The organism is Streptomyces sp. cf386 (genome assembly GCF_900103585.1).
Classification (GTDB): Bacteria; Actinomycetota; Actinomycetes; order Streptomycetales; family Streptomycetaceae; genus Streptomyces.
Window position 1 is genome coordinate 51,091 of the sequence record NZ_FNHV01000035.1, and the last position, 24,776, is coordinate 75,866.

A 24,776-nucleotide genomic window follows, 5' to 3' on the forward strand; every position below is an offset into this window, starting at 1 on the left:
GGCTAGCTGAGCGGGACGTCCGCGACACCCTTGAGGTGGCTGAACGTCTCGAGGGAATACCGGCCGTGGTACCGGCCCATGCCGCTTTCGCCGACGCCACCGAAAGGCAGGCCGGTCATGAGCAGTTGCATCACCGGCTGGCCCCAGGCGACGCCGCCGGAGGACGTCTCGTTCACCAGGCGCGCCTTGGTGGCCTCGGACTCGGTGAAGGCGTAGAGCGCGAGGGGCTTGTCGCGTTCGTTGATGAAGGCGATGGCGGCATCGAGGTCTTCGACTTCGACGACGGCGAGGATCGGACCGAAGATCTCCTCCTGCATGATGGGCGACGCGGGGTCGACATCGGTGAGCACGGTCGGCGCGATGAACAGGTCGTCACGGTCGTGCCGGCCTCCCACCGCCGCCTTGCCGGAGTCCAGCAGAGCGGTGAGCCGGTCGAAATGCCGCTCGTTGATGATCCGGCCGAAGCCGGCCGCGGTCTGCGGGTTGGTGCCGAACTGGGCTTCGACCGCCGCGCGCAGGGCGGGAACCAGTGCGGCGACGGTGGCAGGATCGGCCAGAACGTAGTCGGGGGCTATGCACTGCTGGCCCGCATTGCCGAACTTGGCGCCGACCAGCCGCTTGGCGGTCTCGTCCACGTCGGCGTCGGGCGCCACGAAGACCGGCGACTTGCCTCCGAGCTCGAGCGTGACGGGGGTGAGGTTCTTGGCGGCTGCGGCCATGACGATCCGGCCGACCGTGCCATTGCCGGTGTAGAAGATGTGGTCGAAGCGCTGTGCCAGGAGGGCCGTGGTCTCCTCGGCGCCCCCCTCGACCACGGTGAGCACGTCCGGGTCGAAGTACTCTCGCAGGAGGCGTGAAGCGACCGCCGAGGTGTGCACCGAGATCTCGCTCGGCTTGGCCACCACGGTGTTCCCGGCGGCCAGTGCGCCGATGATGGGGTCGATGAGAAGGTGCAGCGGGAAATTCCACGGAGCGATCACCAGGACCACCCCGAGCGGGTCGTACGTGGTGTAGGCCGTGGTCGTGGGACCGAAGTGGGCGGGAACCTCCACCGGGCGAGGCTGAAGCCAGTTCTCGAGATTCGCCAGCGTCTCGTCGATGTCGGCGACGGTGAAGTCGATCTCCTGCGTCTTCGCCTCGGCGGCGTTCTTCCTCAGATCCGCCCAGAGCGCTTCGATAAGCTCCTGCTCGTTCTCGACCAGCAGTGCCCGCAGCCGCTGCAGCTGGTTGACGCGCCAGTCCAGTGAGCGGGTGACGCCGGTGTTGAACGTCGCACGAAGGCGGCCGACCACCTCCGCGGCCGTTTCGCTCTGGTGCGTCCTCGACTCGGTCCCCTGTGTTGTGGTCATGGGGTGTGCTCCGTTCTTGATGCAAGCCACGCCCCGGCTGCCTTCCAGCCGGGCACGGTCTCCAGCGTGCTGGACGATCCGGTATTCACCCAGGTCACGGCTTTGTGTACATCCGCTGTGACTACCACTGGCTGGTGCAGGCTGGTGTGCGTCCGACCGTGGATACTCGAAGGCATGGACGAATACCCCGAACCGGTGCACGAGCCGGCCGACGGCGCGCTGGACCCGCGTGCCGAGCTCAGTGAGTTCCTGCGCACCCGGCGGGCCCGGCTGAAGCCGGAGGACGTGGGGCTGCCGGACTTCGGGCGGTACCGGCGGGTGCCGGGGCTGCGCCGCGAGGAGCTGGCGCAGCTGGCCGGGGTGTCGGTGGGGTACTACACGCGGCTGGAGCAGGGCAACGGGCAGCACGTGTCGGCGGAGGTCCTCGACGCCATCGCCCGCGCGCTCAGGCTGAGCGAGGCCGAGCGCGCCCACCTCACGCACCTGGCGAAGCCGAAACAGAAGAAGAAGCCGGCCGGCCGCACCCAGCGGGTGCGGGGCTCCCTGCGGACGCTGCTGGACACCATGGAAGGCGGCCCAGCGATCCTTGTGGGGCGGCGGGGCGACATCCTCGCCTGGAACCGGATGACCGCGGCGGTCTTCGGCGACTGGGCCGAGCTGCCCGAGCACGAGCGGAACTGGGCGCGGCTGGTGTTCCTGCGGCCCGAGTACAGCGACCTGTTCGTGGACTGGGAGCAGAAAGCGAACGACGTCGTCGCTCAGCTGCGCCTGGACGCCGGCTCCCATCCCAACGACCCCCGGCTGTCCGCGCTGGTGGGGGAACTCTCCGTGAAGAGCGAGGAGTTCCGACGGCTGTGGGCCGCCCACGACGTCAAGGACAAGTGCCACGGCACCCTGCGCCTGCACCACCCGCTCGTCGGCGAACTCGATCTGCGCCTCGAATCGTTCCACCTGGCCGATGACCACGAACAGACGCTGGCGACGTACCACGCCGAACCCGGTTCCCCGTCCGCGGAGGCACTACGACTGCTGGCCAGCTGGGGCACCGACGCGACAAGGGCGGGAGCCGGGATGCCGCCGGCACGTACGGCTTGATGAACAGTTGATCATCGGTGGTTGGCTGCGCGCCACGCCCAGCGTCCCGTCGCCCTTGCCGCCCCCGGAGCCGGCACGCGCCGTCTCGCCGGCCCCCGTCGAAGCGTCGGCATCCCGCGCACCCTCGGAACCGCCCGCTACCGCAGCACCCGCAGTTCCTCCGCCCGTCGCGCCGGCCTCGCGCGAACCACGGAAAACCGAAGTACGTGCGCAGATCCCGGTCTGACTGGCTGACTACGGCTTTGGCCAGCTGCCCAACGCGAGGTTCGCGACTTGCAGCAGCTCGGGGCGGGAACTACCACTCGCGGCCTGGACGGCGATCCCATTGGCGACTGTTCTCAGGTAGAGCGCGAGAAGATGCGGATCTGTGGAAGGCGGAAGGTCACCGGCGTCCACCGCCTGTTGAAACCGGCGCGTCAAGTGGGCTATCCCGTCCTCGCGCCATGCGATGAGTGCGTCTCGGACCGGGCGGCTGTCATCCCCGGTGGCCAACGCGCCGTGCACGCCAAGGCAGCCCGTGGGCAGTCCCGGCATGGTTGCCGCCTCGACCGCCCCGTGGAGCACGGCAGTAGCCACGGCTTCACTGGTGGGCTCTGCCATGGCTCGGGCGAAGTAGGCGGTCAAGCCCTCGGTGTAGCGCTCCAGCGCCTTGTAGAAGAGGTCTTCTTTGCTGCCGAACGCCCTGTACAGGCTGGGGCGGCTGATCCCCATCGCTTCGGTGAGGTCGTCAAGGCTGGCGCCCTCGAAACCCTTTGACCAGAACACCAGGACTGCACGATCGAGTGCCTCGTCGATGTCGAACGCGCGAGGTCTGCCAGGAGGGGCCGGTGTCGTCGAGGTCATTTCTTCATCCTACTCCTTCGGTACCGATCGGTACGGATGTGCTAGAGTACTTTCGTACCAATCGGTACGCTATACAGAGAGGTAGCATCGTGTCACAGACCGTACTCATCACTGGCGGAACCTCAGGCATCGGCTTGAGCCTCGCGCAATCCTTCATGGAGGCCGGGGCGTCCGTCGTCGTCTGCGGGCGTTCGCAGGCTGCGCTGGACCGATTCGCGCAGGCCCACCCGCAGGCGCTGGCCGTGCGGGCCGATGTGACGGACGCAGCCGATCGGGCCGCGCTGCTGCAGGCGGTCGCTGATCGCTTCGGGCGCCTAGACGTGCTGGTCAACAACGCCGGTACGTTCGAGGAGCGAGACTATGCGGCCGGCAAGAACCCCAATGCGACCCTCGATGCCGAGGTGGCGCTGAACCTCACCGCCCCCATGCACTTGACGGGCGAAGCGCTCGAGCGGTGGCCGGAGCCCGACGCGCTCGTCTTCATCACCTCGGGGTTCGCTCTGGTCTCGCCCACTCGCGCACCCACCCACGGCGCGGTGAAGGCCGGCCTGCACGGCTTTGCGGACGGCCTGCGCCGTCAACTCGCCCCGAAGGGCACCCATGTCCTGGAGGTCCTCCCGCCGTCCACGGACACGCCCATGAACGCCGCAGCCACCGGGAAGAAGCTGACTCCCGAGCAGGTGACGGCGGTCACGATGAAGGCTCTTCGGCGGCGGCGGAACATGGCATTCCCCGGTCAGACCAAAGTCATGCCCGCCATGCTGCGCATCGCGCCGGGCTTCCTGCGACGCACCGTCGCCGAGCTCTGAACCCCAGGGAAAACCCTTCCCCCGGCAACACCTCACCGAAGCGGACAAGGTCGAATTCCTGACCCGCCACCTTCTGAACAGCTGACCGGCCCGTTCCGGATTGAAAGGATTCTCCATGTCCAAATTCCCCCTCCACCTGGTTCCTTCCCGCAGAGCGCTGACGACCGGGCGCTTCATCGTCGCGGCAACCCACTTGTTCACCCCGCGGCTGGCCGCGCGGTTTTTCCAGCTCACGGCTAGCGGTACCCCCGCGATCCCCTATTCGCGGATGTTCGCGATCCGCAACGCTGCTCTCGGGCTTGGGCTGCAACGGATGGACAGTTTCACCCGGCCCCAGCAGCAGCAGTTTCTTGCGGTGAACATCGTCATGGACTCGGTCGATGCCGCCGCTTTCCTGGCTGCGGGCCTGCGGCGCGACGTCAGCCGTACCTCGGCCATGCTGTCCGCCGCCGTGGCTCTTTCTGCGGTGGTAGCCGGTACCACGGCCCTCATCGAGGTCAAGCAAGCGGCCGCCCAAGAAACGGAGCCGACAGCGACGGCGTCATCGGACAGCGACTGGAAGTGACCGCACCGGCGTGGCACCGCAGCTGATCCACTGCACCGCCTCCATTGGCTGGAGGCCGCCGAGGACGGGTTGGCGGTCTCTGTCGAGTTCAGCAGTCCCGCCGAGCGACCAAGGCAGTTCTCAGAGCATCCGGTTCGGGTGCGGTTGGGTCGGCAGCACTCGAACGGGGGAGGTGGGCTGTGACAGTGCACCGCGCAGTTGTCGGTTCTCCACGGTCAGTTGGTTAACAGCGCGGACCAGGTGATCGACGTCGGTCCGCAGCTGGGACAGCTCCTGTGCGTCCTTGGCTCGGAGCTCCTTGAGTTTGACGATCTGTTGGCGCAGGCGGATCTCGGAGTCCGGCGTCTGTCCGCGCGCCCTGACCTGCGCGTAGAAGTCGTTCTTGAGGTCCGGGTGACGCTGGGTGAGCGCGTTGCGCGGTAGGCCGGCTTCCTGGGCCAGGGCGACGATCGTCAGCGCGCCGTTGGAGTGCTGCGCGGTTCCTTGCAGGATGCGGTCCATGGCCGCGCGGATACGGTCGCGTTCGTCGGGTGCGGGGCTCATGCGGTGCCGTCCTGAAGGGTGGTGCGGGTGCGGTGGTGGGTGTCGGCGAGGTCGCGCAGCCGGGCAGCGTTGCTCTGTAGCCGTTCGCCCAGCGGGCCGGGAACGTGGCCTGCCTGCTGGTCAAGCGCGGTGGCGCGGAGGCGGAGGCCGGTGGCGTGCTGGTCGGTGCGGGCGATGTTCGCGCAGGTGGGGACGCACCGGTCGAGGCTGGGGGTGTCCTTGAGGCCGCGGTGGCACAGGGCCTTGTCGCGCTTGTAGACGCACATCAGCAGCGTGTGGGGATTGTCGTAGACGGCCAGGTGGGGGTTGGCGAGGATCTGTCGGGCCTGCCGTGCGGTGATGACGGTGCCGGTGTACTGGGGCGCGGTGGCGGCGGCCTTGATGGCGCGGCGGGCGGCGGGCCCGGAGATGCCGAGGCCGTCCTCGAGAGCGGCGTTCAGGTCGGCGACGGTGTCGATGGTGGCGCGGGCCGTCTCGACGTCGAGGAGGTCGTGGATGCCGTCCCGGCTGCGCACGGCGTATCCGGCCGCTACGGAAGTCCGCAGATGGCCGTACTGAATCGCGAGCGCGACCAGGCCCCCGGGGCGGCGGGCGATGTGCCAGGCCAGGCTCCTGCGGAACCGTTCGGTTCCGATCCTGCCGTGCGGATCCGGCGGGATGACCTCGTGGACCAGCCCGCGGGCGGCTGCCTCGTGGTTGGCCCAGGTGATGAAGTCCTCCACCCGGGTGCCCAGGGTGTGCACGGTGAGGGAGCCGGTGCCGGCCCGGGTGCCGCGCAGGTCGTGGGCGTGGTGGTCGAACAGCAGCTGCCCTGGGGGAACCATGCGTTCCAGGACACGGATGGCGTTCACGACGGGGGCGATGGCCACCCAGGGGGCATCGCGGACCTCGCCCTCGGAGCGGTGGTTGCCGTCTTCGTCGCGGGCGGTCTTATACACGGTGCTCGTGATCAAGTGCCGCCCCGTGCGCCCCGCGCTGTCCGGCTCCGGGTCGGGGCAGCAGCCGCTGCGCAGTCCGGCCGCCTCGCCGGGACGCATCCCGGTCAGGTAGGCGATGACGATGAAGCACGCCGTGCCCAACTGGCGCATGAGAAAGCCTGCTTCGGTGTAGTCGACGGCGTCTCTCCAGGGGATGCCGCCGAGTGTGCCGGTGACTGGGACACGCAGTGGGCACCGGCCGGGCCGGTCCAGGGCGGCCTGCCGCCAGCCGTGATCACGGGTGGTGCTGTAGACCTGGCTCAGGGAGGCGCCGGTGAGCGCGGCGATATAGGCGCCGGCGATCGTGGTTCTGCCCAGCCACTGTGTGGTCGGAATCGGCAGGCGATCGGCGTCGGTGCGGTCCATGAAGGCCCGAAGGGCGGCTCGTGAGGCGGGTGTGGCGATGTTGGCGGCAGCCTGCGCATGCAGCCGGTTGCGTTCGGTCCAGGCGGACAGGATGTCGTCGCTGAACTCCTCGACCGTGCGGATCGCCCACACGAGCAGGGGGCCCATGGTCTGCTCGGCGATCGCCTCGGCGGCGTTCTCACCGCCCGGGGTCGCCGGCGGCAGGTAGTCGTCCACCCCCTCGGTCTCCCAGGGCGGGCGGCCGATTCCGCTGGGACGGCCACTGAGCTGGTCGAAGACCCACAGCCGGGTCAGCGACGACAGCACGCTGTGCACGGTGATGCGGGCCGCCCCGTTGTCGCGCAGGTGACGGCCGTACTCATCCAGTACCTGGGTGGTGCAGTCGCTCAGCGTGGTGGTGCCCCGGCCGGTGAGCCACACGGCGAGCCGGCACCAGGCCCCGATCGTCTGGCAGAGCGCCTTGGGCGCCTGGCGTGAGCGCCAGGTGGGATGGCGCTCACGCAGGAACACCGCGGGCAGTTCGCCGTTGATTAAGGTCCAGGCGGCCAGCCGCATCTCCTCCCGGAACGGGTCGGGGAACGTCGGCCAGTGGATGGTGCTGTGCGTGACGCCCGGGTTGGCGTTCATGGGGATCAGCGGCCAGGCCGGCGCCGCGTAGCGCGCTATGGGGCCGGCGTAGCCGCCGGCGATCCGGTGGGCGGGGATGATAGGGGTGTCGGGCCCGGGGAGGGCACGGGCAGGGGCTGGGGTGGCCGTCACGGGTCGAGGTCTCCGTTGAGCAGCAGGGCGATGAGTTCGCGGTCGGTGTCGGTCACGTCGGCCAGGGCGCGGGTCCACACCGCGGTGCCGAGCTGGGCCTTGAGGTGTTCCAGGCGGGCGTGTCCGTCCTCCCACTGGCGGTCCCATTGGCCCAAGTCCAGGGCGGTGCGCAGGTTGCCGAGTGCATGGTGCAGGTGGGCCAGGCGGCTGTGGTGGGCGGGGTGGATCCGGGCGTTGGGGCAGGCCAGGCACATCAGGAACGAGGCGCCGCAGCCGCCGCCGGGGCCGGGATAGGGGCTGTTGTCGTAGTCATGGCAGTCGGCGGTGGCGGTCGGCTGGTCGGCCGGATCGGCTCTCTCGCGCAGTTCGGCGGCGAGCACGGTCGCGCGGGCTTGGGTCACGACGGCTTCGGCTGCCTCGGCGATGACCGGGATCGCGTCCTGGCGGACCTGGGGATCGGTCAGGGTGTAGACGCGGTCGTGGGTGGCCTGGCTGTTCTGTCCGGGCGCGCGCCGGTGCAGCGTGTTCACCGTCCGCCGCCCCCTGCGGAACGGCGAGGAGGAGAAGCCCTGCTTGGGTCCCCCACTGCTTGGCCGTAACGCCGGAGATGCCGAACCCGAACACCCCGATGCCCGACCTCCTGCGGGTCTCATCGGGCTGGTCCTCCAGCGGAGCCTTGGCGGAGCGCCAGATCAAGAAGCGGTCCGTACCGGGGCTCAGCGTATGCACGGCCGCGCGGGCGAACACGGTGGCCTCCAGCGCCTGCGTGATGAGCCGCCCAGGGGAGGCGGCCCCGTCGTCGGTCAGGTTGCGGGTCTCGAAGTACCGGCCCGCGCCCCGCTTGTGCTTCTCCAACTCGACCCGGTAGATCCGCGGGCCGTCATTGCCGGCGTCCGGGGCCGCTTGCGGCACCTTCAACCGGTTGATCACCGACAGGTTCCAGCCGTGCCCGGCCAGCAGCAGCACCCCCAGCGCGACCGCCTCCATCCGGGTCAAGAACAGCCGCTGCCACGTGTGCTCGGGCCGCTCCCCGCCCAGCACCCGCGCATAGCGGGCGAGCACCCGGCCACGCTGGCGACCCACCCGGGTGTCGTGGGGCGCCTCACCGGTCCGGGCCAGACAGTCCAGCGCCTCACCCAGCAGCCATGCCTCACTGCCGCGAGCGAACCTTCCCGACCGCCATTGGGCAAGGTGGCGGGCGTTGTCCGTGATCCGCAGATGCGCGGCACGGAACATTCGCCGCGCCGTGGTGACGATCGCGTCGAACTCGGCCTCTGGGAAGGACACTTCCTTGACCGTGGGCTGCAGAACACGGCGGGCGAGCGCTTCCCGTGCCGCAGCGGACAGCCGCGGATCGTCCAGCAGCAGCCCCCGCACGGTGGTGATCTGGCGGTAGCCGAACCGGGTGTTCTGTCGGCTGAGCCTCCACTGCTGCCACATCCCCGCGGTCAGCTGGTCGAGGTCGGCAACCGGTCCGTCCAGCGTGGCCAGGTACGCGGTGAACGCCTGCAAGGGTAGCCAGAAGTACCTGCTGCTGTGGTGCGACGTCCACCGGCTCGGCACGCACCGCGCGGCGAACAGTCGGGCCAGCGACCGGCGCAAGGCATCCTCGACCGGCAGAGTACGGAAGTCGTAGACCGCGACGGCTCCCGATCGGTCTCGGTGCTCGACAACAAGGCCGTCGCCCCTCAGAACCCGTGGCCTGCGCACCGGCGCTGTCGGCAAAGGCGCCGTACGCCCGCGCCGACTCATCCGGTCGTCCGCGGAATGACCTGCAGCTTGGCGTCGATGTCCTGGATGCCCTCGGCCTCCCGCGCCAGACGCGCGAACACCTCATCCATCCCCTGTGCCGGCCGCTCCCCTTCGCGAAACGGGGGCGCGGTGGTCAGCAGCGACCGCAGCTGAAGGTCGGCGACGGGGGCCAGATACCGCTCGCGGGTCGTCTCAAGGGACGCATGACCCAGCAGGTCCTGCACCATCCGCCACGGATCCCCGTACAGCAGCCGGTAGTCCCGCCGCTCCTCTGGGCTCAGACCGAACCTCTGGTCCATCAAGTGGTGCAGGATCACCAGCATGTAGAGGGCGAAGCTGTGCCGGCAGGAATGCGGCGTCGCGTACGGCGCCCGGCTGCGGTGCGGGTCCAGCCGACGCTCCGGCTCCGGATCCAGCACCGCCCGGCACCGCTGGTTCGCTGCCGTGAAGACGTTGTTCCACGAATGCGGCTGGAACGGCAGGCCCATCTCGTTCAGCCACAGCCACAACGGTTCCGGTCCCTCCGGGCCTTCGGTGTACCACGACATTCGTTCGTCCGCGGTAGCCTCCGTCAGCGCGATGCGGCCCGTGACGCCCTGGCGGTCGCACCAGTACACCGTCGGCTTCGGTCCCCGGCTCACCAGGGTGACCAGCCGCATCCCCGGCACGCCGTCGTACCGGCCCCGAGCCTGGGCCGAGCGGATGGCCTCTGCGCGCGAGGACTCGACGTAGTTCTCGATATCGCCCACCACATGAGCCTCGACGTAGTAGGTACGGGCCCTCTTGGAACGAGTGACCGCCGCTGCCAGGCGCCCCGTGTAGTAACGGCCGCCCTCCAGCCGCAGTGACGGCACCTCGAACGTCAGCAGTGAGGCGCCCTCCAGCCGCCGCATACCCGACGAGGTCAGCAAGCGCACGAACGCAACATTGCGGCCCTCCAGCCGACCCACCCAGCCAGGCGCGGGAAGACCGTCAGCGCCGTACCCGCGCAGCCCCACATCCACCCACAGCCGGAACGTCCGAGGCGTCAGCCAGTGAACGTTGCTGCCCCGGGCGTCCTTCGCCTTCCCATCCGGCACCTCGACGATCTGCCCATGCCGGCCGACCACGCGATGCACCGGCACCGGGTTGCGCGGTAGAAACTCGTTCCCCGGCTTCGTCGCCCACGTGTACAGGTTCATCAGCGCGGCCAGTTCACGATTCCACTTGTTCCCGCCCACCCGCACCGGGTTCTCGGGCGACGTCTGGCGCCAGAACTGGAAGTCGTCGACATCCGACTCGACCGCCTGCGTCCAGACCTTTCCGCGCTGCCACAGGAAGTTGAGGAACAGGCAGAGGTCTGTGATGTAGTTCCGCTTCGTCTCTTTTGTGTATCCCCGGAAGGGGTTACTGCGCGTGTACAGGCTGAGGAGTTCGTCGATGCGGTAGTCCGGCGCCAGCAGAATTGGGTCGCCCGGCCGGATCCCGGTTGACGCTTCGCGCTCCGCCAGGTCAGTCCACCCCATCAGAACAGGTGCCTGCCGTGGGGCGATCGGCGTCGGCTTGGGAACCCAGAAGACACGCCACTTGCTCATCGCGCCACCCTGTCAGATCGGCTTCAACACGCCGATTCAATAGGGATGCAGTCCCACCCGTACCAATGCCCACGCCAGGAGACCCGCACATGAGGACCGCACGCCGCCGCACCAGAGTCGCCCTCACCCTCGTCGGTGTGCTGATCGCTGCCATCGGCCTGACCATCTACATTCCGGCGAGCATCGATTCCGACGCCGCGGACCAGGCCGCCGTCGACGCCTCCGCAGGCGACTGGGACGATGTTCTCGGCCACGACGCCGACTACGCCGCGGATGAGGCGGCATTCCAGGCCGACGCGGACAAGCGGATCGCTGAGGAAGACAAGACATTCGGGCTCGTACTGATCGGCCTCGGTGCCGCTGTCACCGTCGGGCGATGGGCCGTGCGGCCTCAGCGGTAGCGAGTGATCCGGGAGCGACCCGGCTCAAGGACCGGTGAGCCGAAGGGTTCGGTGGGCGAGCCCGCACACTCGACGACCAGGTCCAGGACGCCAGCGCCTACTTGGGGAGGGTGAGCCGGCCGCGGCGGACCGCAGCCGGTGAGAGGGCTCCTTCGTCGATGGCGGGGCGCAGCCGCGTCACCCGGTTCACAGCGAGGCGGTCTCAGACGCGGTGGTCCACGCGAAGCCGTCGGGGTCGGTGAACGGCTCGGCATCGCTGCCGATCGTGAGCCGGTGCGATCCGGTGCCGTCGGGAGAGACGCCGGCGACCTTGGCCAGGCCACGGCGCTTGTACAGCGCGAGCTTGACGGGATCGGCCTCGGTGGCGAACTCGACGTACTTGCCGCCGAAGCTCTTCGCCACGGTGAGGCCGTGCTTGACGTAGAACTGCTTGCTGGCCTTCACGTCCTCGACGCCGAGCAGGAGCACGAGCTCGTCGAACTGCCGGGTGGCCGGGCCGGTGTCCTTCTTCGACGACGAGGCGACCTGCCAGATCGTCCCGTCCGGTGCCTGTACGACGCCCCCATAGCCCCAGAGCGACTTGCTGGCGGGCTTCAGCGTCGCGGCACCGGCCTCGACGGCTGCGTCGATGAGGGCGTTGACGTTGGCCGGCTGGGACACCACGAGCGACAGCGTGAACCCGCGGAAGCCGGTCGACGGTGTCTCCGACGCCCGCAGGCGTACCTGGCTGCCCAGCTCGAACGCGGTGGTGTAGAAACGGTCGGCGGCTGTGGGGTCGGCCACCTCAAGGGTGACGGATGCGATGGAAGTCATGACAAGGACGCTAGCTACGACCACGAGGACGGCGCTTCTCGATTCCTGACCGGAACGGAATCCAGGCGCACGGGGATTGCTCCATTCGGTGACCGGGGTCCACCATCGGCAGGCTCGCGACAGACGACGCGTGGCGGCAGGGCGTACGGCTGACGACGGCGCCGCTGATCGCGCACGCGCTCCACGCGGCGCGATCAGGTCCGGTCAGGTCAGGTCAGGTCAGGTCAGGTCAGGTCAGTGGAGGCAGCTCCCCGTCGGAGGCGCGGTCGCGCTCGGAGGACAGCGACTCCTTGATCGCACGGAAGAAGGACCGCCGCTCGACCAGCTGGGCACCCCTCACCTCGGCCAGGGGCTCGGGGCGATACCCGAAGCCGGCCGGGAGTGAGGGCAGCCCGAGCGTGGCGAACGCCTCGTCGAGGTGCTGTCGTGGATCACCGGTACCGCGCAGTACCGCGGTGAGGGGTCGGTGGTCCGTCATGCCGTAGGCAGCCGCCAGCACGGTCGCCCGGTCCTGTGCCTCCTCCAGCGTCGGCATCTCGGCGGGGTCGGCCCACCAGGCGTGAGCGGTCACCAGGCGGCCGTCGCGGTACAGGTGGAGGGTGTAGTCAGCGCCCTCCTTGGCCGCCACCAGGACCGGCCACTTCTCACCCCGGCTGAAGGTACGGGCCAGCCGGGGCAGCCTGCCCTCGCCGAGCAGGGTCGTGCGCGTGCCCTTGCGGCGGCCCGGAGGTTCCGCTGAGGGCGCGGTCTCGACGAAAGTGGCGTTGCCGGGTACCGGGACGAGACGCATGGTCGTGCCGGTGATCAGAATTGCCTCGCGGACGTCCCGTAGCGGTGCGCCGGCCAGAGCGATGGCCATGGCCGCGGGCGGGGGCAGGGGCGTCGCTCGGGCCGTATCCGCTGTATCCGTCGTGTCTACGTCCGTTGTATCCGCCGTGCTCGCAGTGTCCGCCGCGTTCGACGGGCCGACGGCGGTCGACGCTGGTGCGGCGCCGCCGAAGTACGGTGTCCGGCGGGCGACATGGGCGCGAACCCCCTGGCGCATGAGAAGGAAGATCTCCCGCGGATCGCCCAGGTACGCCCAGGGGAATGTGCGCGCGTCGGTGCCGATGAGGCGGAAGACCTCCAGGGCTTCGGCCTCGCGCCCGGAGCGGATCAGCGCGAGCGCGAGGTGGTTGCGGAAGCCCGCCGCCCGCCGGTCGCCCGGCCCGAACACGGCGGACAGCTCCAGGCCCGACTCGACGAGCCCCTCGATCCTGGACCACGCCAGCGGCCCCTGTCCGATCCCCGCCTCGTGCTCCAGCGCGTACTCGGTGACCGCGTGCAGCTGGCTGCCGATAGAATGCCAACTGATGCCTGTTCGCCGCCAACCTCGCCGGATCGCCGGTGTGACGTCACATGTGTGGCCGACTGGCCGTCGTCGTCCTTCTGTCCCAGCTCGGCGATGTACCCGCACGAGCAGCCCAACCGGGGGATGGCCTGCGCCCACTGCGCCGCCTGGCCGCAGGCAGCCCCGATCGTAGCCCCCCTGCGAGACGTACGGTCCCGCCCCGCCATGCACGCGGGATATGAACTGATATGAATGCATCGCGTGCAGGACAGGCCCGCGTGTATCACGGGCGGTGCGACGTCCCCCGCACTCACGGTGTGTCGCCCCTGCGGCCCGAGCAGCGACCGGAGAGATTCATGAGACGTCTGGATCCCGCCGATCCGCCTGCCATTGGCGGCTACCCCCTGCTGGCGAGACTCGGCGCCGGCGGCATGGGGCAGGTGTTCCTCTCCCGTACCACGTCGGGTCGTCCGCTGGCCTTGAAGACCGTACGCACCGAGTTCGGCCTGAACCCCGGGTTCGAGCAGCGGTTCGCCCGCGAGATCGCCAGCAGCGACCAGGTGCGCTCCCCGTGGACAGTGTCGGTCGTCGATTACAGCCCCGCGGGGCACCGGCCGCAATGGCTGGCCACGGAGTACGTGGCCGCGCCCTCCCTCGCGGACTGGATGGCGTCGTACGGCCCGCTGCCCGAGTCCGCCGTCCGCGCTCTGGCGGCGGAACTCGCCGAGGGGCTGCGGGCCGTGCACCGGGCGGGGCTCGCGCACCGCGACGTGAAGCCGTCCAACGTGCTGCTCGCCCGTCGCCATCCGCTGCTCATCGACTTCGGAATCGCCCGGGCCGCGGACGACACCCGCCACACCCATACCGGCGGTGTCATCGGATCCCCCGGTTACATGGCACCTGAGCAGGTCACCGGGGGGATATCGGCCGAGCCCGGCGACATCTTCTCGCTGGGCGCGGTCCTGGTGTATGCCGTCACCGGGACCGGGCCCTTTCTGCACCCGGGCGAGGATCCGTCCGCCGCCCAACTGCTCTACCGCATCGTGCACGAGGAGCCCGTGCTCGACGGCGTGCCGCAGCCGCTCGCGTCCTTGCTGGCCGCCTGCCTGGAGAAGTCACCGCAGGCCCGTCCCACCGCGGACGCGCTGTTGGAGAGGCTCGAGGCGCGATCCGGGGTCTGGGCCTCGGCACGGCCATCGGGCCTGGAGGCGGACATCGCCGCGCGGGAAACCGAGCTGGCGGCGCTGCTGGAACACCCGGCACCGCTCCTCCCAGAGGCACAACTGGCGCCGGACCCTGCACCGCAGAGCGGGTTCGGGCCACCGACCGCGTACGGCTCGCCGATCACGTACGGCTCTCCCCCCGCCCTCCCGTCGAGTCCCACTCCCGGCCCTGTGTTGCACCTCACCCCGTCCGCGGCCGGTGCCGCGCCCGGTCGGCCGTCGGTGCGGGCATGGACGGCCGCCGTGACCGCGGGCGCGGTGGTAACCGCGGCCGTCATCACAGCGCTGGCCTGGCCCGACGGCACTGATGACGCAGCGGGTGGGAACGGTCGTACGACCCCGCCCGCCTCCGCCTCTCCCTCCCCCACCGCTGCCGAGAATGCCCTGCCCTCGTCCTGGGTTGGCACTTGGAAGGGCACAGGCCCCGGCAGCCCCGCCGGCGACGGCATCGTCAACGCGCGCACGAACCGGGTGGCCGTGACCGTCACCCTCCACGCCGCGAACCGGGGCGAGATCGTGGGCAGACAGATCAGCCACGTGACCGAGGACGGCACAGGCCGCGACCTCGGGTGCACCGAGACGCTGCGTCTGCGGGAGACGCACGGAACGTCCATGGTCTTCGAGGCGGTCACAAGCGCACCCACCGATCCATCGGCCGGCGTGCTGTGCTCCCGAGGCAACCTCTACACCCTGGCGAAGACCGGTGCCAACACCCTGACCCTGGGGAACGAGGGCAGTCAGACGACAGGGTCGCCCTCCCGACTGACCCGCTCCTCCTGACACCTGACCGGCCGCACACCAATCCGCTGCGCGTGAGGGCGAAAAGAGGGGCGAACACACAGGTCCGGGCCCCGTGGACCGGGCTCGGGTCCTAGCGGTCGCCGCAAATGAGCCGATCCCGACCACCAGGGTCAGAACGGCGCGATCGTGTTCGGCCTGATCAGCATCCCCGTGGCGATCCTGGCAGCCACTGGGGGATAGGTTTTCTCAACGCCACCGTCAAGACGGTTCTGGCCTCCGCCAGCGTCCGCCCCTCACTCCGCATGAAGGGGGGACGGAAGTCGAACACTGAACTGGCCAACTACGAGGCTGTGACCGTACTTCCGTGAAGCGTCAGTTCAACGCACGAGGCCACGCACACATGCTGCGCAGCCGGAGCGGAGCAGCGGTCCCAAGCTGGAGAACTGGGCTCTATGTCCGGCGCAGCACCCTGCTCGCTCCTGCCGCGACAGTCGTGGCCAGAAGCCAGCCCATGCCAATCAATGCGACTGCCGCCCACTGCGCGAGGCCGGTCGGTGCGTAGGAGCGTTCCTGACCTAGATCCACGAGGGGCAACAGCAGGTCGAGTGTGTAGATCGCGGGTTGAAAGTGCGGTGCCTTGCCGTCCCCCACGGCCGTGGGCGGCCATGCGGTGAAGAGCGCCCCTCCGGTACTCAGGAGACACAACAGCAGCCACACGGCACGAAGAGGGCGGTAGCCATAGCCCACCGTCGCGTCCTGGAGCAGGCTCCACAACCTGGCAGGGAGCGACAGCGTACGCCGCATGCTGCGATGCTTGGCGACCAAGAGGGCCCGGGCATCGGCGTCCCGGCCCTGGCGCTGGTAGGTGGCGGCGAGCTGCTCGTACGGCTGGGGCACGAGGCCAGCAGGGTCACGGCCCAGCCAGGGCAGGCGCGCCTGCGCCGGGAGCGCCGGTTCCAGGCTGTCGTAGACGGCCCCGTCGAGGACCAGTCCCCTGGGCCATGCGTCAGGGGCGTCCCGCAGCAACCCGATTCTGCTGTGGTGCAGAGCAAACACGCCCGTCGGCGCCTCACGCAGGCGAAGCGAGAGGATCGTTGCGGACGATCCGACAAAGCTCACGGCCCAGTCATCGGCGGGCGTGTGGAGGGCGACGTCATCGAAGGACGTTACGGGTTGTGGCATACGGGGTGCCTGGCGATGGTTGCCGGCGTCGGATGCTGCGCTCCTGCTGCCCGTGGCGGTGGGCATTTAGATGAGCACCGAGAGGGCGGCCATCAGCTGGGCGACCATGGCAAGTCTCAGGCCTCGCTTGGGCGGCCTGGGTTGCGTTGGGGCGTTCTCCGTCAGTCCCAGCACGTCGCGTTGGACCACCAGGTTGGTGAGCGTCTCCGGAGTCGTGGCTCTCCACGGCTGCTCTTGGCGTCTGTCCCTTGATCAGCAGATCCGCCGTTGATCAGACACTCCCACGCTGCACTGGTTGGGGCCGGTGGCACGTGTGTCCTGCTCGATGCGTAGATCTCGAGTCCGGCAGCGCATGGCCTTGACCTCGGCGTAGCGTGGCAGGTTCACCTGGGCGATGGCCTGGAAGCGGTCGGCGCTGCGTCCGAAGGTTCCCAGAAGTTGTCGGCGCACAGGCCGTGGCTGCGGCACAAGGCGGAGGGGAAGTCAGGATGTGGCGGTGCCGTAGTGAGCGCGTAGGCAGTCGGCAACTGGGTCCCGTTGTCTGGGTAGTTGAGGGGAGTGTTCTCGCAGACGGAGGACCACAATGCGGCACGCACGGGGTCGGGGCTGTGGGCAGATTCAGCCAGCGCCGACAGGGTCGGTCCGCGGGGCGGAGCCACCGGTCGAGTATGGCGAAGTCCCGGTCTGTCAGGCCGTGTCGTGGGTTGATCGGGTGGAGGAGGGCTCGTGATGGGCCTCGATCCATGCTTGGTCTCGGTCGGTGATCTCGCCATCGATCCACGCGAACGGATGTCCGGCTGCCCAGTCGAGGAGAGGACTGGTTTTCCAGTGGAGCCCGCCCGGTTCGTCGTCGGTGGGGTCCGGCCAGTTCACCACGGGCAGCTCCGGCAATCCGAGCCAGGGGACGATGCAGTCGTTCGCGTGGGACATCCCCGTGGTCGCCCACACCAAAGTGCACGAAGGGCCTGCAGCCGCGTTCCCAGCGCGGGGTTGATCCTGGTGATGAGCGGGTTGGTGTCGGCTCGTCGTGGCCTGCGCGCACTCTCATAGGTCGGGAGGCTGTTGCTGTGTTGCCCAGAGGGGGATGAGAGGGCCAGTGTCCCCCAGTCGCCGTCATGACGGCCATGCTCGCCCGTGACGGTGCGTCCGTACCGAAGGAACTGCTCGCGCGAGCGCTCAAGACCCTGACCCGCTGGGCCTCCAAGGCAGACAGCCCGACCATGCTCGCCTCCATGCCGAATCCCCCCTGCCGAACGAACCGGGCTGGCCGTAGTGATCGGCCATCAAGTCGGTTTACTCAAGCAGCAGTTGTAGCGGCGCCAGGCAAGCGGCAAACGACTCACTGAATAAGACGCAGAGGCACTACCACACCCGACGCAGAGACGATCCAAGAGAACCTCAGAGACCTAGGGGACGGCCGTGGGAAGAGTCACGGAAAGACGGCAGACAGGAAGGACCCGGCTGCGCCGCGCCGTGGTCTGGGTGCTGGGCGGAACCGCGTTGTTCGTGTCCCTGTTGGCACCGGCCGGTCATGATCCGGTGCCAGCGGCGGACTCCGAGCCCGCGTTCCCGGCCGTCAACTACGCGGTGGCCGTGGACGAGTCGGCCAGCCTCGAAGCCGCGGACTTGAAGGCCGAGAAGAGCGCCGTTCAGCGGATCGCACTGAGCGACGTCTCCTCGTCCTCACAGGTCACCGTCTTCGGCTTCGCAGCCGCGGAGACCGCCGGCCAACGCGCGGTGGACCCGGTGTGCCCGCGCACCACGCTGGACGCGGCGGGCCGCGAGACTATGGGCACGTGCGTCGACAAGCTCCGCGGCCGCAAGGGCACCGGCACCGACCTCCCGACCGCCATCCGGCAGGGCGTGCACGACCTCACCGACGGCTCCGACGCCTCGGTGCCCCGGGTGCTGTTCCTGCTGACCGACGGGAAGATGGACGTCAAGGACAGTCCCAAGTACGGCGATCCGGCGCACCGTGAGGCCGAGGGCGCACGGCAGCTGAAGCAGGCGCTCAAGGAAGCCGCCGCGCAGAACGTCCAGATCTGGCCGCTGGGCTTCGGGCCCGACCCGGACAAGAAGCAGCTCGACCAGATCGCCTCCGGCGGCTACCAGAAGGGCTGTGTGGAGCTGCCCTCCGCGGCTCCCCGGGCCCACAAGGTCGACGGGGCGAAGGACGTCGGCACCACGCTGGAGAAGATCTTCGCCGCCGCCCATTGCCTGCGCCACGAGGAAGGTCCCAGCAAGCGGCCGCCGGCCACCCTGGAGATCGGCATCTCCCCGCTGACGACCGTCGGCAGCATCGTCGTCGACAAGGGCGACCCCGAGGTAAAGATCAGCTACATCGACCCCAGCGGCAACAAGGTCCCCACCTCAGGGACGCACAAGGGATCCCGCTTCGAGCTGGCGGGCGACTCCGGCACCGTGGAGGCGCTGAAGATCGTCGACCCGCTGCCCGGCACCTGGAAGGTGAAGGCCGAGGCCCCGGAGGGCCATCGCTCGCTGCCCGTCGCCGTCAGCGTGCTGTGGCAGGGCGAGCTGCGCGGCGCCATCACCATGGCCCCGCCCTCGCCACAGGCCGGCGAGAAGGTCACCGTAACCATGCGGCTCCAGACGCGCGAGGGCTACAGCATCGGCAACCCGCGCGACTACGAGGGACTGCGCGTCCGCGGTGAGCTGACCGGGGACGGCTTCCCTCCGCTGGCGCTCGACCTCGCCGATGACGGCAAGGGGCTCGACCCCCACGCCAGCGACGGCACTTTCACCGGCACCGTGACGGTCCCTGAAGGCGCCGACGGCGCGCTGAACGTGAACGTCACGCTGACCGCTGCGGGGCTGAGCGCCGACACGCGCAGCGAGACCGGCGAGGTGTCGTCTGGCAATGTGCCCGTCAGCGCCGCGCTCGAACTGCCCGGCGGGGACACCCACCCCGGCGGCACGGTCACCGGCACTCTGGACGTCAGCAACACCACCGACGCCCCGCATACCCTGCGGCTGTCGGTCACCGATGTGCAGGAGGGGCTCCTCTTTGTCGAGCCCGCCGAGATCACGGTGAAGCCCGGCGAGTCCGGCACCCGGAAGGTGACGGTCGAGGTCGGCCCCGCAGGTGTCTTCGGTGACCGCCTCGGCGGCGACGGGGTGGACTTGGCTAGCACGATCACCGTCGTCGACACCACCGACGACGACCGGACCCTCGTGCGCTCGCCGCTCCCTGTACGGGTCACGCCCGAGCCAGGGCTCTGGGAGGAGTACTGGTGGGCCTTCCTGTCCACGGCTGTCCTGGTCGCACTGGGCGGCGCGGTCGCACTTACTTGGGTACAGCAGCACAGCAGGCGCAGGGATCCGTTCGGGCTGGTGCTGCAGTTGGTCTCCGAGGACGGCCAGGTCCTCAACGAGCACCGGGCCGGGCACGGAAACAACAAGCAGTGGTACGAGTTCACCGTCGTCGAGGCCCATGGCAGCCCGCGCATCGAACGGCGCCCTCACGGCCCGTACGCCGTCCAACGCGGCCGCAGGGGCGGAGCGGTGCTACGCACGAAGGGCAGCGGCCGGATTCTGCTCCCCGCCAACGGTGCGGTCCAGCTGACCGACACACTAAGCCTCACCCTCGTCGGCACCGCGCCTCCGGGACGCCGCCCGCCGTCGGCCGCCTACGCCCCTACCGTTCACCCAAGGCCTCCGGTCGGCCATACCCCGCCCGGCCCCAGTACCGGCTCCGACGACGACGAGTGGCCCGAGCCCACCAGTGAGTACCTGTGAGTGAGATCGCCAAAGGCGTACTCGGCGGGGCCTGGACATTGCTGGTGGGATGGATCCTGCCCAGCGCACTGAACCTGGCAGTCTTCCTGCTCGCTGTCGCCCCCAGTCTCCGCGGCATCACGCTCCTCGACCGGCTGCGCAGCGCGAGCGGTCTCACGGCTGGCCTTGTCCTCCTGACTGCCGCGCTTCTCCTCGGCCTCGTCGCCAATGCCTGCCAGAACGCGCTCTATCGGCTGTTGGAGGGCTATTTGTTGTGGCCAGCCCGAGCCTTCGTAGCAGGGTGCCAGCGTAGCCAGCGGAGGAAGAACTTCCTCGCCGACCGGCTGACCGTGCTGCGCTTGGAGCGTCGCGAGCACGAGCAGGGCCCGCTGCGGACCGAGGATGCGGAGCGGCTCGCCCAGTTGCTCTCCAACCCCGGCCTCGCCCGCGCCGCCGTCCGCGACCGGCGCCGAAGCGCTGCCCAACGTGCGCTACTACGAGAGCTGCTTGCCCGCTTCCCGATCTCTGACGACCAGATCGCCCCGACCCGGCTCGGCAACGCCATCCGCCGCTTCGAGGAGTACGGCTGGGACCGCTACCGGCTCGATACGCAGCTACTGTGGAACGAACTCACGGGCTGCGTTTCGGACCAGGTCCGACGTCAGAGTGAACTCGCAAGGGTCAGTGTCGACTTCTTTGTGGCACTGCTGTTCGGACACGTCGCCGTGGGCGCAGCCGCTGCGCTCGCCCTGCTCGGGAGCCGGCCGGATAAGCTGGTCCTGCTCAGTACGGTCGTCGCGCTCGCTGCTCTCGTGCCGCTTTGGTACCGGTCGGCGGTGACCGCGACCGACGAGTGGGCGGCCGCCGTCCGCGCCCTGGTCAACACCGGCCGCAAGCCCCTCGCGGACTCTCTCGGCCTCACGCTGCCGAAGTCGCTTGCCGAAGAGCGCGACATGTGGACGATGGTCTCGCGGCTGTCCCGCATCCCGTACCACGAGCGGGCGGGGGCCCTCGACCGCTATCGGGCAGAGCCCACCGCAGACCCGCCAGCCGCGGCGACCTAGGCTTGCGTTCCCTGCAGGTGGGCCGGACAGCAGCTGACCGGCCCAGAACGACGTCGGCAAGCACACGGCGGCCGTTGTCCGCGGGAGCAGCCCGGGGTGGCGTTTGGACGTCGGGAACGACGACACGGGCATGGCCGGTCAGCTGCAAGGCGATCGGCTGGGAGTCCCTGGCGGCGAGAAATCGTCACGGCGCACGGACAGCGTTCCCCGGCCGACAAACCCCGCCAAACCCGCCCCGTCGCGCGGCAAGCGCGCCGGCCAGACGCGGCGGCTTCTGCAGCCCAAGCCAACGCACAGGGAGGATGGACATCATGCACGACGCCCCGCCTCCATCGCATTGCCGTTGCGAGCAAGGTTTAGGCGGCGCCTGCCGTCCAACCTCAACGAGCTCACCGGACCCGAGCACGAGATGATGGAGCTCCCGCTGCATAGCGCATGGCCCGGACTGCGCACCCTCGATCTGGACCGGCCACGCCGGCGCATGAGCCTCTACAGAACCGTGCTCGCCGAAGGCCTGCGCGACGACCTACGCCACTTCCTCTACAAGGACACCCTGCTCCGAGCCGTGGCCAGTGCTCCGCAACCTCATTAGCTCAGCCATCAAGGACGTCTGGGAAGAGGCGTTCCCTGAGCTGCGACCATGATCAGCTTCATGCACACTCCCCACGCCCTCCCTGTAGGCGTTCTCACCACATTTGCTGCAATCTCATCCAACGTGCAGGACCGCAGGTCAAACCGCTACCCAGGTTCGAGGACACCTCGCAACCCATCTGCGGGACCGCAGGTCAAAGGCAGGCAGCCATCTCAACCTCAGTGAGACCTCACGCCAGCACACCACATCGACCGACGGCCGCGAGTACAGTCTGCGCGGAAAACTCGCCTACGTGTCGGCCGACCGCGGACACAGCCCGCCCCAACAAGGAGTCGGAGTCCAACCGTCGGAGAGATGCGCACCACGAACCCCGTGAATGACAGTCCGAGGCGGGCAGGAGATACCGGCGCCATTGTCAAGAGTTGTGAATCGAGTCGTTCGCATCGGTGGCGCTGTCGCTCGGATTGAGGAGGTAGGAGCCCTTCGCGATGCCTTGCAGGATGCTGTCGGCGGTTGCTTCAGCGGTCAGGGTGGTGGAATCCAGGACATGGGCCTCATAGGCGCCCAGGTTGCTGAACTGGCCGTGCAGTGAGCGAATTGGCTCGGGGTCGGTCAAAGCGTCGTCGGCCCGGCTCGTTGCCCGTTCCAGTGTGGTGTGTTGGTCCGGCCGAAGGATGACGTAGCTCAGCGGCAGGGCCCGTTCCCGGGCCGTCACGCGGAAGAGGTCGATGAACCAGGGCCCGACGATGCCGTCGCAGATCACCTGGTATCCGCCCTCGGCGTAGCCGAACGCTGCAGAGACCAGTACCTGCAGAACCACTTGATTCTGCTCGTGTGCTTCGGGCAGGTAAGGCGCGATCCAGCCCTGCTTGATATAGCGCCAGAAATCGTCGCTGTGCAGGTGGACGCTGGGAGTCAGGTGATCTGCCAGCAGTTGCGCCACGGTGCTCTTGCCGGCTCCGGGGGGCCCGGTCAGGACGATCACCTGACCGCGGTGAGGGGACGTCCGAGACAGGGGCGGCGAGTTCATGCCGCCACCGTGCCACGTTCGACCAGCACACCGCTTTCGAATTTGGCTCCCGCACGGACAAGGGGCACCAGGTGGGCGCAGGTGATCGCGCGCCATCGGGCCTGAGCGGACTCGATGAGCTTGAACACCATCGCGAGTGCGGCGGCGGGGCTACCGGCCCCGCGGGTGACCTTGGTGCGCAGCTTGACCGTGGAGAAGGTCAACTCGATGGGGTTCGTGGTCCGCAGGTGGATCCAGTGCTCGGCAGGGAAGTCGTAGAACGCCAGCAGTTCCTCCCGGTCGTCGTTGATCTTCGCGGCGGAATTGGGCCACTTGGTGCCGTAGGTGCGGGCGAAAGCATCTATCGATTTCTCCGCGTGGGCGCGGTCCTCTGCGTTGTAGATCTCCTGCATCGCCTTCGTCGCGCCCGGCTGTGCGGACTTCGACAGGCAGTTCGTGACATTGCGGGCCTTGTGAACCCAGCACCGCTGATGACGGGCGGCCGTAAGGACCTCGACCAACGCCTTCCACAGGCCCACCGCGCCGTCGCCGACGACCAGCTCGGGGTCGCGCATGCCGCGGCGGCGGCAGTCGCGCAGCAGGTCCGCCCACGATTCGGTCGACTCGCGCAGGCCCTCTGCCAGCGCGATCAGTTCCTTGGTGCCGTCCAGGCGGACGCCGAGCAGGACCAGCACGCACGAGTGCGTCTGCCCGAGCCGGACCTTGGGGTGCACGCCGTCGGCCCACACGTAGACGAAGTCGCGGTCCGACAGGTCCCGGGCCTGGAAGGCGGCATGGTCATCGCCCCACTGCCGCATCAGCCGGGACACCGTCGCCGGCAACAGACCGGCCGTCGAGCCGAGGAACTGCTCCAGCGCGGGCACGAAGTCCCCGGACGACAGGCCGTACAGGTAGAGCAGCGGCAGCACTTCGGAGATCTCCGGCGACCTGCGGCACCACGGCGGAAGGATCTTGGAGGGGAACCGCTTGCGCTCGCCGGTGGCCTCGTCCACGCGGCGGTCGTTCACCCGCGGTGCACGCACCTCGACCGGACCGGCGGCGGTGACGACGATCCTGGGGCGGTGATGACCGTTGCGGACCACCAGCCGCCGGTCCGCATCGTCGGTCTCGGCAGCCAACTCGGCTCTGTACTGGTTGCCTTCCGCTTCCAGTGCCGCGGCGAGCATCCGCCGGGCGCCCTCACGGACGATCTCGTCGATCAGGGAGCCGGCACTGGGTGGAGCCATTTTCGGTGACTACGCTGAACACGGGCGTGCCTTCCCGACGCGCGCGCCAACGTGGGCCTCCTCGATGGCCATCACAACAGGATCATGCGGGAAGGTACGCCCTCCGCGTTCCACCCGGGGTGATCCACAAGTCTCGAGCATTGCTCCCGCTCAACAGGTGGTAGCTGCCCGTGGCCAGTGCCGCGAACCAGCCCACCGCCACCGGGTACCGGCGCCGGAACAGCGGTGCCACGCACACCGCGGCGATCAGCAGCCAGGACGCGATGAGCGAGGGCGAGCCCTCTCCGCTCCGCAGCAGCTGCCCCTCCGCGACCGCAACCAGCACGAACGTCCCGAGGGCCAGTGCGGCGTCGGCTCGGGCGCCACGGAGCAGCGGGAAACGGCGCGGGTCGAAAGGGGCACGCAACCATTCTGCCCGCGACAGGTGAGCAGCCGGTCCCTTTGCCGAGGGCGGTGGCCGTTTCTGTGCATTGCCTGTGTTTGACGGCAACCTCCCGCCCATCGGCGGCCACTAAGACCGTGTCCTACGTGGTGAGGCGGGCGAGCCGTTTGTAGCAGCACAGGGCAGCGGCCAGCCCAAGAAAGGCCAGGTAGTTGCGGGGATTGCGTTCGTAGCGGGGGCTGAGTCTTCGGTAGCCGGACAACCAGGACATGGTCCGCTCGATGACCCAGCGGCGGCGTCCTAATCGTTCGCTGGATTCGATCCCTTTGCGGGCGATGCGTACTCCGATCCGCTTCCATCGCAGCCATCTGCGCAGGTCGGCACGGTCGTAGGCTTTGTCCGCGTGCAGGCGCTGAGGCTTGAAG

General features: G+C 69.0%; 22 protein-coding genes and 1 pseudogene. 8 read left to right on the plus strand and 15 right to left on the minus strand.

Annotated features, from left to right (window positions below; all coding sequences use genetic code 11):
- Positions 1-2: 2 nt before the first annotated feature.
- The gene (locus BLU79_RS45000) at positions 3-1,349 is read right to left on the minus strand and encodes an aldehyde dehydrogenase family protein (RefSeq protein WP_093911853.1); all 1,347 of its coding nucleotides are present in this window, start codon (positions 1,347-1,349) and stop codon (positions 3-5) included.
- Positions 1,350-1,523: 174 nt separating this feature from the next.
- Between BLU79_RS45000 and BLU79_RS45005 the strand changes: the two genes are divergently transcribed.
- Complete coding sequence (locus BLU79_RS45005; RefSeq protein ID WP_093911854.1) at positions 1,524-2,444, plus strand: helix-turn-helix transcriptional regulator; 921 nt, start codon at positions 1,524-1,526, stop codon at positions 2,442-2,444.
- Between the two features lie 234 nt (positions 2,445-2,678).
- On the opposite strand, the gene BLU79_RS45010 is transcribed toward BLU79_RS45005, so the two are convergent.
- On the minus strand, positions 2,679-3,287 hold the full coding sequence (locus BLU79_RS45010; RefSeq protein WP_093911855.1) for a TetR/AcrR family transcriptional regulator: 609 nt from the start codon (positions 3,285-3,287) through the stop codon (positions 2,679-2,681).
- Positions 3,288-3,376: 89 nt separating this feature from the next.
- Here BLU79_RS45010 and BLU79_RS45015 point away from each other — a divergent pair, with 89 nt between their 5' ends.
- Together BLU79_RS45015 and BLU79_RS45020 are read left to right on the plus strand one after the other, a co-directional pair.
- A complete protein-coding gene (locus BLU79_RS45015) occupies positions 3,377-4,096 on the plus strand; it encodes an SDR family NAD(P)-dependent oxidoreductase (RefSeq protein WP_177001441.1) in 720 nt (239 codons plus the stop codon).
- Between the two features lie 115 nt (positions 4,097-4,211).
- Positions 4,212-4,661, plus strand: coding sequence for a hypothetical protein (locus BLU79_RS45020; RefSeq protein ID WP_218137843.1), 450 nt, complete (start codon positions 4,212-4,214; stop codon positions 4,659-4,661).
- A gap of 120 nt (positions 4,662-4,781) precedes the next feature.
- Here BLU79_RS45020 and BLU79_RS45025 read toward each other — a convergent pair whose 3' ends face one another.
- The 5 genes from BLU79_RS45025 to BLU79_RS45045 all read right to left on the minus strand — a co-directional run bounded on the left by BLU79_RS45025 (position 4,782) and on the right by BLU79_RS45045 (position 10,632).
- Complete coding sequence (locus tag BLU79_RS45025) at positions 4,782-5,204, minus strand: hypothetical protein (protein WP_093911856.1); 423 nt, start codon at positions 5,202-5,204, stop codon at positions 4,782-4,784.
- The gene (locus tag BLU79_RS45030) at positions 5,201-7,306 is read right to left on the minus strand and encodes an integrase (protein WP_218137844.1); all 2,106 of its coding nucleotides are present in this window, start codon (positions 7,304-7,306) and stop codon (positions 5,201-5,203) included. The genes BLU79_RS45025 and BLU79_RS45030 overlap by 4 nt, the downstream gene beginning before the upstream one ends.
- Positions 7,303-7,707, minus strand: coding sequence for a hypothetical protein (locus BLU79_RS45035; protein ID WP_143052590.1), 405 nt, complete (start codon positions 7,705-7,707; stop codon positions 7,303-7,305). Before BLU79_RS45035 ends, BLU79_RS45030 begins: the two co-directional genes overlap by 4 nt.
- Entirely contained in the window at positions 7,616-8,818 is a 1,203-nt protein-coding gene (locus tag BLU79_RS45040; protein WP_143052591.1) for a hypothetical protein, read from the minus strand. Before BLU79_RS45040 ends, BLU79_RS45035 begins: the two co-directional genes overlap by 92 nt.
- Before the next feature lie 236 nt (positions 8,819-9,054).
- Complete coding sequence (locus BLU79_RS45045; protein WP_093911859.1) at positions 9,055-10,632, minus strand: site-specific integrase; 1,578 nt, start codon at positions 10,630-10,632, stop codon at positions 9,055-9,057.
- Positions 10,633-10,721: 89 nt separating this feature from the next.
- Between BLU79_RS45045 and BLU79_RS45050 the strand changes: the two genes are divergently transcribed.
- Positions 10,722-11,033, plus strand: a complete 312-nt coding sequence (locus BLU79_RS45050; RefSeq protein ID WP_093911860.1) for a hypothetical protein — start codon at positions 10,722-10,724, stop codon at positions 11,031-11,033.
- Positions 11,034-11,219: 186 nt separating this feature from the next.
- Here BLU79_RS45050 and BLU79_RS45055 read toward each other — a convergent pair whose 3' ends face one another.
- Both BLU79_RS45055 and BLU79_RS45060 read right to left on the minus strand, forming a co-directional pair.
- A complete protein-coding gene (locus BLU79_RS45055; protein WP_093911861.1) occupies positions 11,220-11,846 on the minus strand; it encodes a VOC family protein in 627 nt (208 codons plus the stop codon).
- 229 nt (positions 11,847-12,075) lie between these two features.
- Positions 12,076-13,062, minus strand: a complete 987-nt coding sequence (locus BLU79_RS45060) for a hypothetical protein (RefSeq protein ID WP_093911862.1) — start codon at positions 13,060-13,062, stop codon at positions 12,076-12,078.
- Between the two features lie 470 nt (positions 13,063-13,532).
- On the opposite strand from BLU79_RS45060, the gene BLU79_RS45065 reads away from it, so the two are divergent.
- A complete protein-coding gene (locus BLU79_RS45065) occupies positions 13,533-15,179 on the plus strand; it encodes a serine/threonine-protein kinase (RefSeq protein WP_177001442.1) in 1,647 nt (548 codons plus the stop codon).
- A gap of 411 nt (positions 15,180-15,590) precedes the next feature.
- Here the strand turns inward: BLU79_RS45065 and BLU79_RS45070 are convergent, their stop codons facing one another.
- Positions 15,591-16,196: a hypothetical protein gene (locus BLU79_RS45070; protein ID WP_143052592.1), complete on the minus strand. Its 606-nt coding sequence runs from the start codon at positions 16,194-16,196 to the stop codon at positions 15,591-15,593.
- A 775-nt stretch (positions 16,197-16,971) separates the two neighbouring features.
- Positions 16,972-17,429 (minus strand): annotated as a pseudogene (locus BLU79_RS49620) (hypothetical protein); the annotation flags it as partial.
- 312 nt (positions 17,430-17,741) lie between these two features.
- On the opposite strand from BLU79_RS49620, the gene BLU79_RS45080 reads away from it, so the two are divergent.
- The 3 genes from BLU79_RS45080 to BLU79_RS45090 all read left to right on the plus strand — a co-directional run bounded on the left by BLU79_RS45080 (position 17,742) and on the right by BLU79_RS45090 (position 21,713).
- Positions 17,742-20,078 (plus strand): VWA domain-containing protein, encoded by a 2,337-nt coding sequence (locus BLU79_RS45080; protein ID WP_256333738.1) that lies wholly within the window; start codon positions 17,742-17,744, stop codon positions 20,076-20,078.
- A complete protein-coding gene (locus tag BLU79_RS45085; protein ID WP_093911866.1) occupies positions 20,075-21,121 on the plus strand; it encodes a hypothetical protein in 1,047 nt (348 codons plus the stop codon). Before BLU79_RS45080 ends, BLU79_RS45085 begins: the two co-directional genes overlap by 4 nt.
- A 343-nt stretch (positions 21,122-21,464) precedes the next feature.
- The gene (locus BLU79_RS45090) at positions 21,465-21,713 is read left to right on the plus strand and encodes a hypothetical protein (RefSeq protein WP_371132072.1); all 249 of its coding nucleotides are present in this window, start codon (positions 21,465-21,467) and stop codon (positions 21,711-21,713) included.
- Between the two features lie 415 nt (positions 21,714-22,128).
- Here BLU79_RS45090 and BLU79_RS45095 read toward each other — a convergent pair whose 3' ends face one another.
- From BLU79_RS45095 to BLU79_RS45110, 4 genes are all read right to left on the minus strand, one after another.
- On the minus strand, positions 22,129-22,698 hold the full coding sequence (locus BLU79_RS45095) for an AAA family ATPase (protein ID WP_093911867.1): 570 nt from the start codon (positions 22,696-22,698) through the stop codon (positions 22,129-22,131).
- A gap of 41 nt (positions 22,699-22,739) precedes the next feature.
- Complete coding sequence (locus tag BLU79_RS45100) at positions 22,740-23,969, minus strand: IS256 family transposase (protein ID WP_107489340.1); 1,230 nt, start codon at positions 23,967-23,969, stop codon at positions 22,740-22,742.
- An 82-nt stretch (positions 23,970-24,051) separates the two neighbouring features.
- On the minus strand, positions 24,052-24,375 hold the full coding sequence (locus tag BLU79_RS45105; RefSeq protein ID WP_093911868.1) for a hypothetical protein: 324 nt from the start codon (positions 24,373-24,375) through the stop codon (positions 24,052-24,054).
- A gap of 118 nt (positions 24,376-24,493) precedes the next feature.
- A partial coding sequence (locus BLU79_RS45110; RefSeq protein ID WP_143052593.1) for a transposase occupies positions 24,494-24,776 on the minus strand: 283 nt, incomplete at its 5' end.

Excerpts from the sequence above, each read along its gene's own strand:
- BLU79_RS45000 (WP_093911853.1), bottom strand. The coding sequence starts at position 1,349 with ATGACCACAACACAGGGGACCGAGTCGAGGACGCACCAGAGCGAAACG.
- BLU79_RS45005 (WP_093911854.1), top strand. The coding sequence starts at position 1,524 with ATGGACGAATACCCCGAACCGGTGCACGAGCCGGCCGACGGCGCGCTG.
- BLU79_RS45010 (WP_093911855.1), bottom strand. The coding sequence starts at position 3,287 with ATGACCTCGACGACACCGGCCCCTCCTGGCAGACCTCGCGCGTTCGAC.
- BLU79_RS45020 (WP_218137843.1), top strand. The coding sequence starts at position 4,212 with ATGTCCAAATTCCCCCTCCACCTGGTTCCTTCCCGCAGAGCGCTGACG.
- BLU79_RS45025 (WP_093911856.1), bottom strand. The coding sequence starts at position 5,204 with ATGAGCCCCGCACCCGACGAACGCGACCGTATCCGCGCGGCCATGGAC.
- BLU79_RS45045 (WP_093911859.1), bottom strand. The coding sequence starts at position 10,632 with ATGAGCAAGTGGCGTGTCTTCTGGGTTCCCAAGCCGACGCCGATCGCC.
- BLU79_RS45050 (WP_093911860.1), top strand. The coding sequence starts at position 10,722 with ATGAGGACCGCACGCCGCCGCACCAGAGTCGCCCTCACCCTCGTCGGT.
- BLU79_RS45055 (WP_093911861.1), bottom strand. The coding sequence starts at position 11,846 with ATGACTTCCATCGCATCCGTCACCCTTGAGGTGGCCGACCCCACAGCC.
- BLU79_RS45065 (WP_177001442.1), top strand. The coding sequence starts at position 13,533 with ATGAGACGTCTGGATCCCGCCGATCCGCCTGCCATTGGCGGCTACCCC.
- BLU79_RS45100 (WP_107489340.1), bottom strand. The coding sequence starts at position 23,969 with ATGGCTCCACCCAGTGCCGGCTCCCTGATCGACGAGATCGTCCGTGAG.